The organism is Pseudomonas sp. RL_15y_Pfl2_60, assembly GCF_963970595.1.
Classification (GTDB): Bacteria; Pseudomonadota; Gammaproteobacteria; order Pseudomonadales; family Pseudomonadaceae; genus Aquipseudomonas.
Genome location: NZ_CAXAOE010000003.1, coordinates 204562 through 216883 on the forward strand (window position 1 = coordinate 204562; position 12322 = coordinate 216883).

13 protein-coding genes are annotated in these 12322 nt (G+C 54.8%); 6 read left to right on the top strand and 7 right to left on the bottom strand.

What is annotated here, in order from left to right; all coding sequences use genetic code 11:
• The first annotated feature begins 13 nt into the window (after positions 1–13).
• The 3 genes from AACY26_RS09880 to AACY26_RS09890 all read left to right on the top strand — a co-directional run bounded on the left by AACY26_RS09880 (position 14) and on the right by AACY26_RS09890 (position 4432).
• The gene (locus AACY26_RS09880) at positions 14–784 is read left to right on the top strand and encodes a DeoR/GlpR family DNA-binding transcription regulator (RefSeq protein ID WP_339513513.1); all 771 of its coding nucleotides are present in this window, start codon (positions 14–16) and stop codon (positions 782–784) included.
• Between the two features lie 10 nt (positions 785–794).
• Entirely contained in the window at positions 795–2645 is a 1851-nt protein-coding gene (gene glmS, locus AACY26_RS09885; protein ID WP_339513514.1) for a glutamine--fructose-6-phosphate transaminase (isomerizing), read from the top strand.
• A 455-nt stretch (positions 2646–3100) separates the two neighbouring features.
• Positions 3101–4432 (top strand): sigma-54 dependent transcriptional regulator, encoded by a 1332-nt coding sequence (locus AACY26_RS09890; protein ID WP_339513516.1) that lies wholly within the window; start codon positions 3101–3103, stop codon positions 4430–4432.
• A 4-nt stretch (positions 4433–4436) separates the two neighbouring features.
• On the opposite strand, the gene AACY26_RS09895 is transcribed toward AACY26_RS09890, so the two are convergent.
• The 7 genes from AACY26_RS09895 to AACY26_RS09925 all read right to left on the bottom strand — a co-directional run bounded on the left by AACY26_RS09895 (position 4437) and on the right by AACY26_RS09925 (position 9717).
• On the bottom strand, positions 4437–4640 hold the full coding sequence (locus tag AACY26_RS09895; RefSeq protein ID WP_339513518.1) for a hypothetical protein: 204 nt from the start codon (positions 4638–4640) through the stop codon (positions 4437–4439).
• Positions 4641–4732: 92 nt separating this feature from the next.
• Positions 4733–5989 carry a transporter gene (locus tag AACY26_RS09900; RefSeq protein ID WP_339513520.1) on the bottom strand — a complete coding sequence of 419 codons (1257 nt, stop codon included), beginning with the start codon at positions 5987–5989 and terminating at the stop codon, positions 4733–4735.
• 48 nt (positions 5990–6037) lie between these two features.
• The gene (locus AACY26_RS09905) at positions 6038–6808 is read right to left on the bottom strand and encodes a hypothetical protein (RefSeq protein ID WP_339513522.1); all 771 of its coding nucleotides are present in this window, start codon (positions 6806–6808) and stop codon (positions 6038–6040) included.
• An 11-nt stretch (positions 6809–6819) separates the two neighbouring features.
• Positions 6820–7500 (bottom strand): C39 family peptidase, encoded by a 681-nt coding sequence (locus AACY26_RS09910; RefSeq protein WP_339513524.1) that lies wholly within the window; start codon positions 7498–7500, stop codon positions 6820–6822.
• 57 nt (positions 7501–7557) lie between these two features.
• The gene (locus tag AACY26_RS09915; RefSeq protein WP_339513526.1) at positions 7558–8571 is read right to left on the bottom strand and encodes a hypothetical protein; all 1014 of its coding nucleotides are present in this window, start codon (positions 8569–8571) and stop codon (positions 7558–7560) included.
• A gap of 62 nt (positions 8572–8633) precedes the next feature.
• Positions 8634–9215 (bottom strand): adhesin, encoded by a 582-nt coding sequence (locus AACY26_RS09920; RefSeq protein WP_339513528.1) that lies wholly within the window; start codon positions 9213–9215, stop codon positions 8634–8636.
• A 1-nt stretch (position 9216) separates the two neighbouring features.
• On the bottom strand, positions 9217–9717 hold the full coding sequence (locus tag AACY26_RS09925; protein WP_339513530.1) for a hypothetical protein: 501 nt from the start codon (positions 9715–9717) through the stop codon (positions 9217–9219).
• Positions 9718–10311: 594 nt separating this feature from the next.
• Between AACY26_RS09925 and bufA2 the strand changes: the two genes are divergently transcribed.
• The 3 genes from bufA2 (at position 10312) to AACY26_RS09940 (ending at position 12319) form a co-directional block, all read left to right on the top strand.
• Positions 10312–10575, top strand: a complete 264-nt coding sequence (gene bufA2, locus AACY26_RS09930) for a BufA2 family periplasmic bufferin-type metallophore (protein ID WP_339513532.1) — start codon at positions 10312–10314, stop codon at positions 10573–10575.
• Between the two features lie 92 nt (positions 10576–10667).
• A complete protein-coding gene (bufB, locus tag AACY26_RS09935) occupies positions 10668–11504 on the top strand; it encodes an MNIO family bufferin maturase (protein WP_339513534.1) in 837 nt (278 codons plus the stop codon).
• Entirely contained in the window at positions 11495–12319 is an 825-nt protein-coding gene (locus AACY26_RS09940) for a DNA-binding domain-containing protein (protein WP_339513536.1), read from the top strand. Before bufB ends, AACY26_RS09940 begins: the two co-directional genes overlap by 10 nt.
• Positions 12320–12322: the final 3 nt, after the last annotated feature.

Sequence of the window (12322 nt, forward strand, 5' to 3'; positions counted from 1 at the left end):
CGAAACTTAAAGCATGTCGAAACGCAACACCCCCCAACGTCGCCACTCAATACTTGCCTTGCTCACCGAGCAGGGCGAAGTCAGTGTGGACGAGTTGGCGAAACGCTTTTCGACTTCTGAAGTCACCATCCGCAAGGATCTGGCCGCGCTTGAGAAAAACGGCCTGTTGTTGCGCCGTTATGGCGGCGCGGTGCAGTTGCCGCAAGAGCTGATGGTCGACGTCAGCCAACCCATATCGAGTTATAAGCTGGCCATTGCCCGTGCCGGGGTCAGTTGTATCCGTGAGCATGCGCGGATCATCATCGACAGCGGCACCACCACCGCAGCGATGATCCCAGAACTGGGGCGCAAGCCAGGCTTGGTGGTGATGACCAACTCGCTCAATGTTGCCAATGCCCTGCGTGAGTTGGAAGACGAACCTGTGTTGTTGATGACGGGCGGCACCTGGGACCCGCATTCAGAGTCATTCCAGGGGCAGGTCGCGGAACAGGTGCTGCGTTCATACGATTTCGACCAGCTGTTTATCGGCGCGGACGGTATCGATTTGGCGCGGGGCACAACAACATTCAATGAATTGCTGGGCCTGAGCCAAGTCATGGCTGAGGTCGCTCGTGAAGTGATTGTGATGGTGGAGAGCGACAAGATCGGTCGCAAGATCCCCAACCTCGAATTGCCTTGGGCACGTGTACATACCCTGATAACCGATGAGCGCCTGGACCAGGACGCTCGAACCCAATTGCAGGCGCGCGGGATCAAGTTGATCTGCGCGCGCATAGAGTCTTAAGGAGCCAATTATGTGTGGAATCGTCGGCGCTGTAGCAGAACGTAATATCACCGCTGTGCTGGTTGAGGGCCTCAAGCGCCTTGAATATCGCGGTTACGACAGCGCCGGTGTTGCGCTGCTGAACGAGGCGGGCGAGTTGGATCGCCGTCGCCGGGTTGGCAAGGTCAGCGAGCTTGAAGCCGCGCTCAAGGCTGAGCCATTGCCAGGCCGCGTTGGCATCGCGCACACCCGTTGGGCGACGCATGGCGCACCGAGTGAGCGCAATGCACACCCACATTTCTCCGGGCATCACTTGGCGGTTGTGCACAACGGCATCATTGAAAACCACGATGCCTTGCGTGATCAGCTCAAGGGCTTGGGCTACAGCTTCAGCTCCGACACTGACACCGAAGTGATAGTGCACCTGCTCGATCACACCCTGAAGACCGAAGCAGACCTTAGCGCCGCACTCAAAGTGGCGGTCAAGCAGTTGCATGGCGCTTATGGTTTGGCGGTTATCAGCGCCAAGCAGCCCGACCGCATTGTCGCAGCCCGCAGCGGCAGCCCGCTGGTGATCGGCTTGGGTATTGGCGAAAACTTCCTTGCATCCGACCAACTCGCCCTACGTCAGGTGACTGACCGTTTCATGTACCTGGAAGAGGGCGATATCGCGCAGATTTGCCGTGATGAGGTGCAGATCTGGGATGTAGACGGCAAGTCGGTAAAACGTGAGCAGGTGCAATACCACGAAGGTGCAGAGGCTGCCGACAAGGGTGAATATCGCCACTTTATGCTCAAGGAAATCCACGAGCAGCCAGCTGTAGTTCAGCGCACTCTGGAAGGACGTCTGGCCGATGATCACGTTCTAGTGCAGGCATTTGGCCCACAAGCAGCGGATATATTCGCCAAGGTTAAAAACATTCAGATCGTCGCCTGCGGTACCAGCTATCACGCCGGTATGGTTGCGCGTTACTGGCTCGAAGAGTTGGCCGGTATTCCGTGCCAGATCGAAGTGGCCAGCGAGTTCCGTTATCGCAAGGTGGTGGTCCAGCCCGACACCTTGTTTGTCAGCATCTCGCAGTCTGGTGAAACCGCCGACACCTTGGCGGCGCTGCGCAACGCCAAGGACCTGAGTCCAGAGCAAGGCGGTTACCTGGCCAGTCTGGCAATTTGTAACGTGGGTATCAGCTCGCTGGTTCGCGAGTCCGACCTGACGTTGCTGACGCTGGCTGGGCCGGAAATTGGCGTGGCTTCAACCAAGGCCTTCACCACGCAACTGGTCGCGCTGATGTTGCTGACGCTGGCCATGGGCCGTGTTCGTGGCACGCTTGATCCACAGCTTGAGGCAGAGTTGGTCGCCGAGCTGCGCCGCCTTCCAACCCGCCTGGGTGAAGCCTTGGCGATGGACGCTGTGGTGGAAAAGGTTTCCGAGCACTTTGCCGAGAAGCACCACACCTTGTTCCTGGGACGCGGGGCGCAGTACCCGGTCGCGATGGAAGGCGCCTTGAAGCTCAAGGAGATTTCATACATCCACGCTGAAGCCTACCCTGCAGGCGAGCTCAAGCACGGCCCATTGGCCTTGGTTGATGCAGATATGCCGGTGGTTACCGTGGCGCCGAATAACGAGTTGCTTGAGAAGCTTAAATCCAACCTGCAGGAAGTCCGTGCACGCGGCGGTGAGCTGATTGTATTTGCTGATGAGAAAGCTGGCATGAGCAATGGCGAAGGCACACACGTGGTCAACATGCCGCATATCCACGATGCGCTTGCACCGATTCTCTACACCATCCCGCTGCAACTGCTGTCGTACTACGTCGCCGTGCTCAAGGGCACAGATGTCGACCAGCCGCGCAACCTGGCCAAGTCCGTCACTGTTGAGTGACGGCCAGAGATAGAAAAGATGGAAACCGTCCTGGTTTTCCATCTCTGGTATGGGGATTGTGGGTAACTTGAGTTGTCCACAACCCCTAAGCGGTTCGTATCCAGCCTGAGCCAGTAGCTATAGGGCTTTATGTTCTGCCAAGTGCTGCACTTGCGCCTAGAGACCTGCTGGTTTTGGACTACGCTGCCTGAGTATCTCGTTTCGTCCAACATCCTGACCTCAACCACATCTGCCTGCCGCACCAGCGGTGCGTGTGTAGCGGAACTGCGTCACAAAAAATACAGTTATTTCACTCACTTAACCTCTAAATCAGGCTGTTTTGAACGGCTAGTTATTTAGCGTTAGCGCCTTAGTGTGAATTGTTCCAAGTCACTATCTAAAGTATTGCTAGTGTAACTGTACTCGCGCCTAAGCCTTTGATTAAAAACGTTAATTATTTGGCGCCAAGGAAAGGTATGCTTAATGATACGGGTGCACCGCGGCGCCTCTTGGTCGTCGATCCATGTGATGATTGCCGCTCGCTGTTACCGAGTCTTCGAGAAGCAGGTTGGACCGTGGAAGGCTGCATGCTTGAGCATGCAGAGGAGCGCAACTGTGATGTCGGTTTGATCCGGCTCAATGAAGCGCATTTGCGTCGTCCGGCTGCAATCAAGCAACTGTTAAGCCGCAGCGGTACCGAGTGGATTGCTGTACTCAGCCCTGATTTGCTGTCCTCGGTAAATGCCCTGGGTGAGTTTGTGGGCGAGTGGTTTTTTGACTATCACACCTTGCCGTTTGATGTGTCCCGGGTGCATGTGACCTTGGGCCGAGCCTACGGCATGGCCAGGTTGCGTGGCCGCAAAAGCGGCACTACGGTTGATCATGAAAATGAGTTGCTTGGGCAGAGCAGCCCAATCCGGGATTTACGCAAACTGTTGGCCAAAATAGCGCCGACGCATTCACCTGTGTTGATTCGTGGTGAAAGCGGTACCGGTAAGGAGTTAGTTGCAAGAACGCTGCATCGTCGTTCGAGTCGGGCAGCAAAGCCCTTTATTGCGATCAACTGCGGGGCCATTCCCGAGCACCTTATTCAGTCAGAATTATTTGGCCACGAGAAAGGGGCATTTACCGGTGCGCACCAGCGCAAAATCGGCCGGATTGAGTCGGCAGACGGTGGCACCCTGTTCCTTGATGAAATTGGTGATTTACCCCTTGAGTTGCAGGCAAACCTGCTGCGTTTTCTGCAAGAGAAACAGATTGAGCGTGTGGGCGGGAGCCAGCCGATATCGGTTGATGTCAGGGTTCTGGCTGCAACCCATATCGACCTTGAAGCTGCGATCAAGAATGGCAGCTTCCGAGAAGACCTTTATTACCGTCTCAATGTGCTGCAGGTGCATACCGCTGCTTTGCAAGAGCGGGTGGCTGACATTCCGATGCTGGCAAACTACTTCGCCAGCTTGTACAGCGCCGAAACGGGTCGGCGGGCCAAGCGCTTCAGTGAGGATGCCTTGAGGCAGCTGACCGAGCATAAATGGCCCGGCAATGTGCGAGAGCTGGCCAACCGGGTACGACGAGGCTTGGTCTTGGCTGAAGGGCGCCAGATTGAAGCCAAGGATCTTGGCCTTGAACAAAGCAGCGTGCTGATTGAACGGCTTGGAACCCTGGAAGACTACAAGCGCCGAGCAGAGATTCAGGCGCTTAGTGATGCAATGGCAAAGTATCCAGAAAACTGCAGCCAGGCGGCGCGTGGCTTGGGTATTTCCCGGCCGACATTCTATCGCTTGCTGCATAAGCACCAGATTCGCTGATGGTTCAACCTCTGAAAAAATAGGGCGTGACCATCAGAGCGCAGCCGGTCGCAATCAGCAGCATGGTGTTGCTTATGAAGTACGGAAACACCATCAACCCCAATCCGCAAACAAAAGGCATGGTTTTACTGTACTTGCGGCCGTAGATAAAAAAGCCCAAGCCGATCGACCCGAACAGCAAACCCCAGAGTATTGCTTGAGTATCCACAACCAACTCACCTCAATCCAGCCTGTTTGACTGCATGGTAGGCGTACGCAGGCTTGAGCGAAATAAACTCCGCTCAAGCCTGCGACTTTGGTTTAGAAGTAGTAGGGAAATCTGATGCTGAAGGTGAAATCCGGGGCATCAGGTGTCAGGCCGATTGACAGATTGGGCACGATGCTCAGGTTTTCATCGAACGCATAGGTCATGCCGATGTTGTAATACGCCGCATTGGCGTCACTGCTTGGCACTGAAGTGAAGCTTTGACCTTCAGCTTTGACCTTGCTTTTTTGTGAAAGCAGTTGCGAGTAAGACATCGACAAGCTCATGCGCTCGTTAAGCGCAAAGGCCATGCCTAAGCCGAATTGGAACCAGTTACCCAGCTGCACCGTTCCGGGTTGTTTGACCCCGCGGGTGGAGCTGATGTCGCTGTAGTCTTCCTCCAGGTTGTAGGTGTACGACAGGTTGCCGAAGAGCACGGCTGGGTCAACGGTTTTGACCAGCGATATACCTGGGGTGATTGACCACACGCCATTACCAGTTGGCAGCTCTTCAGGAACGGTCAGGTTGTCGTTGCCCGGCACCTGTTGCAGCTTGATGCCGTAAGGGTCTTTACCTGTAGGCGCCTTGACTCGCAGGCTCAGCACCGCATCTGGGCGGCTTTCTGTTTCAGTCAGGAACTTATAGGCGATACCGGCGCTGACATCGCCGATTTCAGGATTGCGGGTGACGGTTTCTTCAGAGATGGATGTGCTCGCGCCGCCCGCGCCAGCCGACTCAAATGTGGTTTCACGGTACACCACGGGCACGTTGAGGTCGAACTGCCAGCGGTCATGCCAGTTATAACGACCCGTCAGGTCGAGGGTTAAGGTGTCAGAGTTAATCTGGTCGACACCGATGTTGCCGAGAAAGATGGTGTCGAGGGCCAAAAAGCCGTTAAGAAACAGTTGCCTGCTGTCGTAGTGACTGTAGGTCAGGCCTGTTTCGAAACTGAAGGTGCCCGTACCGAAGAAGCCACTGGCCTCGTTGTAGATGTTCTCAACGCTGCGTGCTGGCGCTGCATCATCTTGCAGGCTGGTGCCGTAACCGGCATCCCCTGACTTGGCCACAGTCTCGCTGCGTCCAGTTGCAGGAATCGGGCGCAGCAGTGGTTTTTGAACCGGTTGCGACTCAACTTGTTTGAGTCGTTGCTCAAGCACCATCAGGGCTTTTTGTTGCGCGTCGTAGTGTTGTTTGAGTAGTTCTAGTTGTTGTTTTAATGCGTCTACTTCAGCATCAGTTGCGGCCATCAAGCTGGGGGCCGTAACAGCGCTAGCCGCACACATAACCAAGCATACTGACAGGTGCTTCGGCATGGTAAGACTTCCGTTTCAGATCAGTCACAAATCCAGCCTAGACGATATTTACAGCCCTGTTGGACGCAAATTGTTAAGTTGGTTCCAATTGCAATTCAAACCATTCGCCGTCGGCATATTTTCTTTGAGCAATACGTTGAGCGCAGCGAAATTAGTTACGACGTTGCGTGAGCCATAAATGTCGGTACGTTGCACGGCACCGCCAGCGCCAAGCTGTTGCAGGCTCGCGCCCTGGCCGCTGGCATCGATCGCCAGTTGCAAGCCGCCGCCCATTGGGCTGACCCTGACCGTACCGGCGTCGCTGGTTTGTACACGGCTGACAACTTGTGAACCGGACATCACCGCAGGTGCTGTATTGCCGTGGGTAACATCAATGTCGAGGTTGTTGTAGCTGGTGTTCAAATCACCTGCGGACCGGGTGGTTTGCACCACGCCCTGAACATTGTTCAGGCTGTTGCCACCGCTTAGCTGACCCGTTCCAGGAGCAGGTGTGGCAGGCGAGTTAGAAACACCGGCGGCAATAGTTGCAGCCGCTGCATCATTGTTGCCCTCATTGAAAGTGGTGATATTGAACACTGGCTTGGGCATGTTCTGCTGGATTTGCATATTGACCTTGGCGCCGAGTACCTGACCGCTCGCGTTTTGCCAGGTGCTGGCCATGGTCACACCAAAATTGACGATCCTTCCAGGCAGCACATAGCGGCCCCGTAGTTGCGATAACTCCTGATCACTCAGTTCAGCAGGAACAAAGAGTCCTGTGGCGTGAAGTGGCAGGCTGGCAGCCAGGCAGATGGTTGCCATACACAGTTGAGTCTTCATGTCGTGCTCCATTAAAAGAAGTCACTTTGTATAAAGCCGAACTCCATCAACTCGGCATCATTCACCGGTTTGAAGCGATCCAGCCGATTGCGCGCAGTCAGTGGCTGCGGCGGGTCAGTGAGTGGGTTATTGCGGTCATAGCCAGCCCCAATCACTGCGAAAACGATACCGTTCCAACCTTGCTTGAACTCCTCGAGCTTGTAGCGCTTGTGACCCAAGACCGGGTCGCCGATATAGGCCCAGTTGTCTTCGGTTTTCTGCAGCACCACGAAATGCTTGTAGCCGCGCACATCGATCAGCACCACCACCGGCACTTTGATTTGTTCAAGTTGTTCGGCAGGAATGCGATAACCGCGGGCGCGCAGGCCAATGGCTTCGACATAACGCTTCATGTCGAGCATTGAGAAACCCTGGCTGCGAACCAGGTCGAGGTCTGCTTGTTGCAGCATGCCTTCGATCACGGTTTGTTCATTGATGTCGAAGCGATAACCCTGATACAGAATGGTCGCCAAGGATGCAGCGCCGCAGCTGAAATCAGTTTTTTGTTCAATCAGATTGCTAAAGCGTCGTTCGCGAAAGCTCTCGACGTTCTTGAATGCCAAGGCACCACCCGGTAGCACCGGAAAGCCCAGTTGAGCAGAGTAGGATGCAGGGCAAACCAGCATGATCAGGACAACGAGAAGGGTGCGCATAAGTCAGTCCTTGTAAAAGAAAGGGACTCCGAAACCTCCGGAGTCCCCAGGACTTGCTTAGTAGCGAAGCGACTCGCCGCCGCCAGAACCGCCAGCTGGGCACGAGGTGCAGCCTGCAGCAATCGACAGGGAGTTGCTTTGCTGGTTACCAGCACCCGCCGCCACGTTGACACCGACATTACCCGAAACACGGTTCAGTGAGCCGCTGAGCACTGCAGTGTTAACCACTGGAGTGTTGAAGCCAGCTACAACCGGGATATTGCCTGAGACCACACCGAGCAGGCCGATCACACCTTCTTCGTTGAAGGCCAGTGCGCCGCCGTCTTTGTTAAGGTCTTGAGCGCCTTGTGCATCGCTATCCAGGTCTACGTGGCCAGTGTTGGAGCCACCTGGGTGACCTTCGCCTTCCCACGAGTCGAGATAGACATCACCAATCTGGTCAGACTTGCCTTTGTAGCCACCAATAGCGGCCATGCCCAAGGTGACTTTCGCAGAGCCATAGTCAAGGGTGGCATTGTTGTTGGTGGTGTTGCCAGAAATAGACTGAGTGGCTGTGCTGCTGGCGGTAGAGAACGCGCCGGCAGAGACGGCTGCAGCCATGTCGTTTTTCTGTTGGTTATAAGTACCAGCTGCAATGTTGGCACCGACGTTACCACTGGCGCCGTTAAGCGAGTTGGTAAGCGCTGCTGTGCTTGGGTTGGAGAAGTTTTTCACGCCGTTGTTGGTCAACTTCTGGTTCACAGTGGTTGACGCTTCGGCGGTACCGAACACAAAGCTTGCATCAGCACTGGCAAGTGCTGCGGCGTTGGCTTGTTGGTTATTGGTACCTGCAACAACGTTGATCCCGACGTTACCTGAGGCGCCTGCCCCAACGTCATCAACGCCTGCAGCGTTTTCAGTGCCTTCGTTTCGTACGCCGTTATTTTTGATGATCTGGGTATCGTCGACAGTTGCGGATGCGCCTGTTTCAGGGAACCAGGATTTTTTTTGATCAGCTTGTACGGTTGTCGCTGCCATGGCTACTGCCAAAGCGAGTGCCAGCGGCGTCATTACTACCATTTTAGTTTTCATGGTGTATCTCCTTGCCTTGCTGTGTTGGACTTAGGACTTACTCACTTGTGTTGCGCTCAGGGTTAATCACTGACCCTGATACTGAGGTTGTTCCCCATGCGGTTCCCGACCCCAGCACTCTGGTTCAATTGCACGACTCCACGGCTCCCGACAAACGCAGTGTCATCGGTTGCTACGTGTCGCTCCCCAGTGGAGGGCGCAACTGTTCCTGAGATTTGTGTAATGGCCACGCTTTGCGACAGCACCGAGTCATCCAGGCTGGTTGGCCCCGAACTCACGCTGATGCTCAATGCATTGGCCTGTTGTGTTCCTGCTCCTGCGGATTGGTTGATACCGAGGACGCCGTTACCTGAATTGAATGCGCCAGCCCCAATGGCCACGCCTGCGTCTTGAGAGCTGTCGACGTTATTAATATTCAGGTTTTGAATTTGTTGGGTCGAAGCGCTGGCCCCGTTACCAATTGCCAGCGCTCTTGCATTGCTTTGCTGTTGTGATTCGCCAGCCGCTTGGTTGACCGAAACAACGCCCTGGTAGTGACTGGCGCTGTTGGTGATATTGGCTTGGTTGATCGTTTCGGCCAGCGTCGTGGTAGAAAGCGCGGCACTGCAAATAGCGAGCGTGATTAACACGGGTAGGGTTTTCATCTCACTGGCCCCCGGTCAGCATGTTCAGTGGGGCCAGCCCGCGTTGAACGGTGCTGTTGATGGTGTTGCCCAGGCCACTGCCGGCATTGCCACCTGAATGTCCAGCTGAGCCGGTGTTGGTGGCGCCTTGATGGTTGGCTTGGTCTGTGCCGAGTGCGTTGAAACCCGGCAGGCTGCCGTTGGGCATGACCATTGAGTTGATGCTGGAGCCAGTTGTGATGTTGGCAAAGTCTGAGTCAGCCAGTTCGCCACCCATGCCCATTTGGGTGTTGTTCATGCTGCCATTGACTGTCGTGACGACTTGCCGAGAAATGTTGGTATTGACCACCGTTGGATTGGGGTCGGGAATATCAGTGGGGTGCGTTGCAAGGCGCGGCTGAACCTGGCGACCCAATACGATAATGCCGTCTTGGGCGAACGTAGGTGCAACGTAGACGCTTGAAAGCATCACCAGCGTTATGGCCAGTAGTGAGGATTGGAATGACCTTGAACTAGGTTCCATGACATCAATTCCTTATACAGCTCTTGGCAGTGACAACTCTTCGGTTGGTTGTGCTGGAGTGTTCGCAGGAGTCGTGCCGGAATTGATTTGTATTGGAATATCAGAGGTTTGGAGTTGTTTGTAGCAGGCAGGGCGGCGCAGGGTGTTTCATCAATGAAACATTGTTGGCCAGTGGTATTGAGGTTATCCGTGCCAAGCCTTGCCTAGCTCGGTCTTAGCCAGGTGTTGCACGGATGAAACAGGTACAGGCTAAAAACCGTAAAGCTGCGTAAACAGTAGGCGCCATCAATTTGATGTGTTTCATTGTTGATACAGATCAGTACCGGCAATGCAGTCAGGCCTGTTATGTTGAACGCAGCCAAGTGAATAAGTTCGCCGCCGTTACGCCACGCCTCTGGGTTCTTTGCGGGGGCGCAGAACCACTGGCTATAGGCCTTTGCCTATGGTCTGGTACGCGGACTGATGTTGGGGACGGTTTTGCGAAGTTTTTTTAAATGACGTTGTAACGAATATGGTCTATCCCTCTCTAGTGATACGTCGCGTTTAACAAATGTTGTGCGACTGGCGTATTACAAATAATCCGAGGATGTGCACATGACTAACAAAACTACACTTGCTGCTACCGGTGCTGCTATCGCGTTCACTGCTGCAACCATGTTTGCAACCATGGCCAGCACTGTTGTTGTCGCAGAAGAATCGCCTGTTCATTGCTATGGCGTAAATGCCTGCAAAGGCCAGAATGATTGCAAAACCGCTGAAAACGCCTGTAAAGGCCAAGGCATCTGCAAAGGTCACGGTTTCAAAGCTATGTCGTTGGCTGATTGCAATGCTGCCAAAGGCCGCGTTGGCGAGGAATAAGCCCCTTGCAATTGAAAGCCGCCATCAGTTGATGGTGGCTTCAATTTTATTGAACAGGTCCAATTTCACTATATCCATCCGAGGAGCGTGGCATGTCAGCTAGTCTTGGCTACGGTCTGGGATTGCGAATTCCCTACTATCAAGAAATTCTCGAGCAACGACCTGATGTCGATTGGTTCGAGGTGATTTCTGAAAATTTCATGGTTGAGGGCGGCAAAGCCCTTTATCACCTGGACGCGGTTGCCGAGCATTATCCAATTGTGATGCACGGTGTCTCGCTGTCTATTGGCGGTCCGCACGAGTTGGATCGCGATTACCTCAAGCGTCTCAAGCAACTTGCAGAGCGGGTCAAACCGCAATGGATTTCCGACCACCTGTGCTGGAGCCGCGGTAACGCCCATCACTTGCACGATCTGCTGCCACTGCCTTTCACCGATGAAAGCCTGCAGCACGTCGCGGCGCGAGTTCGCCAAGTACAGGACGTGATCGAGCGCCCACTGGTGCTTGAAAACGCTTCAACCTATATCCGCAGCGCCGGGGATAAATACTCTGAGTGGGAGTTTCTCTCGGCCCTGACTGAAATCACCGGCTGCGAGCTACTACTGGACGTGAACAACGTTTACGTCAGTGCCCGTAACCATGGTTTTGACCCTTGGACCTACATCAGCAGTTTGCCTGTGGATAAAATTCGCCAGCTGCATTTGGCCGGACATACCGATTACGGCAATTACGTGATCGACACCCATGACCACCCGGTGTGTGACCCGGTTTGGCAGCTCTACGAGCGGACCATCCAACACCTGGGGCCGGTCGCGACAATGATTGAGCGTGATGATCACTATCCGCCATTCTCCGAGTTGATGGCCGAGCTGCAAAAGGCGCGTGAGCTCGGCGCAAGAGCCCTTCAAACGGAGTCGTTATGCGGCTGAATCAGTGGCAGCAAGAAATTGAAGCCTATTTGCTGGGCGCTGATTCGCTCGCCAATGATCAATTGCGCGCCACGCTGGTGGGTAGCCCCAACCTTGATGTCGACCTGGGCTTGGCGATTTATCACAATGCCTATCGCGCTCGGCTGATCGAAACCCTGCGTGGCGATTACACTGCGGTGCACGGCTGGATGGGCGATGAAGAGTTCGATGCGCTGGCGTTGGCCTATATCAATGCTTATCCGCCTGATCATTTCAGCCTGCGCTGGCTAGGCGCCAGGTTTGCCGAGTTTATCGAGGCGCATCTTATCCCCGAGCAGGCTGAGCCGCTGGCTGAGCTTGCGCGTTTTGAATGGGCATTTACCCTGTCATTTGATGCGCCAGACGGCGAGCCGCTAACCGAGGCTGTATTGGCCGGCTTGCAGGCCGATGAGTGGCCAAATCTGCAAACGCGGTTTCTGCCAAGCGTGCAGTGGCAAACCCTGCGCTACAACACCATGGCCTTGTGGCGCGCACTCAAGGAAGACACGGAGTTTCCTGGCAGCCATGGGCTGGAGCAGGAGTCCGTCTGCTTTATTTGGCGAGATGGGCTGATCAGCCGCTATCGCACCCTGGCCCCTGATGAAGCCAGCGCGCTCTACAAAATGGCTGTGCAAGGCGGCAGTTTTGCTGAGCTCTGTGCCGATCTGGCACCTCTGGGTGATAACGCCATGGCCCAGGCGATCACCTGGATACGCCAATGGCTGGCTGATGGTACTTTGCAGCGTCACATAGGTGAGCCGGTTATCTATCAGGTCGATAGCTTTATCCCGCATTAAGCT

Bases quoted from the DNA above. Each gene is read 5' to 3' on its own strand.
- AACY26_RS09925 (WP_339513530.1), bottom strand. From the start codon at position 9,717: ATGGAACCTAGTTCAAGGTCATTCCAATCCTCACTACTGGCCATAACG.
- AACY26_RS09900 (WP_339513520.1), bottom strand. From the start codon at position 5,989: ATGCCGAAGCACCTGTCAGTATGCTTGGTTATGTGTGCGGCTAGCGCT.
- AACY26_RS09940 (WP_339513536.1), top strand. From the start codon at position 11,495: ATGCGGCTGAATCAGTGGCAGCAAGAAATTGAAGCCTATTTGCTGGGC.
- AACY26_RS09880 (WP_339513513.1), top strand. From the start codon at position 14: ATGTCGAAACGCAACACCCCCCAACGTCGCCACTCAATACTTGCCTTG.
- bufB (WP_339513534.1), top strand. From the start codon at position 10,668: ATGTCAGCTAGTCTTGGCTACGGTCTGGGATTGCGAATTCCCTACTAT.
- AACY26_RS09905 (WP_339513522.1), bottom strand. From the start codon at position 6,808: ATGAAGACTCAACTGTGTATGGCAACCATCTGCCTGGCTGCCAGCCTG.
- glmS (WP_339513514.1), top strand. From the start codon at position 795: ATGTGTGGAATCGTCGGCGCTGTAGCAGAACGTAATATCACCGCTGTG.
- AACY26_RS09910 (WP_339513524.1), bottom strand. From the start codon at position 7,500: ATGCGCACCCTTCTCGTTGTCCTGATCATGCTGGTTTGCCCTGCATCC.
- AACY26_RS09890 (WP_339513516.1), top strand. From the start codon at position 3,101: ATGCTTAATGATACGGGTGCACCGCGGCGCCTCTTGGTCGTCGATCCA.
- bufA2 (WP_339513532.1), top strand. From the start codon at position 10,312: ATGACTAACAAAACTACACTTGCTGCTACCGGTGCTGCTATCGCGTTC.
- AACY26_RS09915 (WP_339513526.1), bottom strand. From the start codon at position 8,571: ATGAAAACTAAAATGGTAGTAATGACGCCGCTGGCACTCGCTTTGGCA.
- AACY26_RS09920 (WP_339513528.1), bottom strand. From the start codon at position 9,215: ATGAAAACCCTACCCGTGTTAATCACGCTCGCTATTTGCAGTGCCGCG.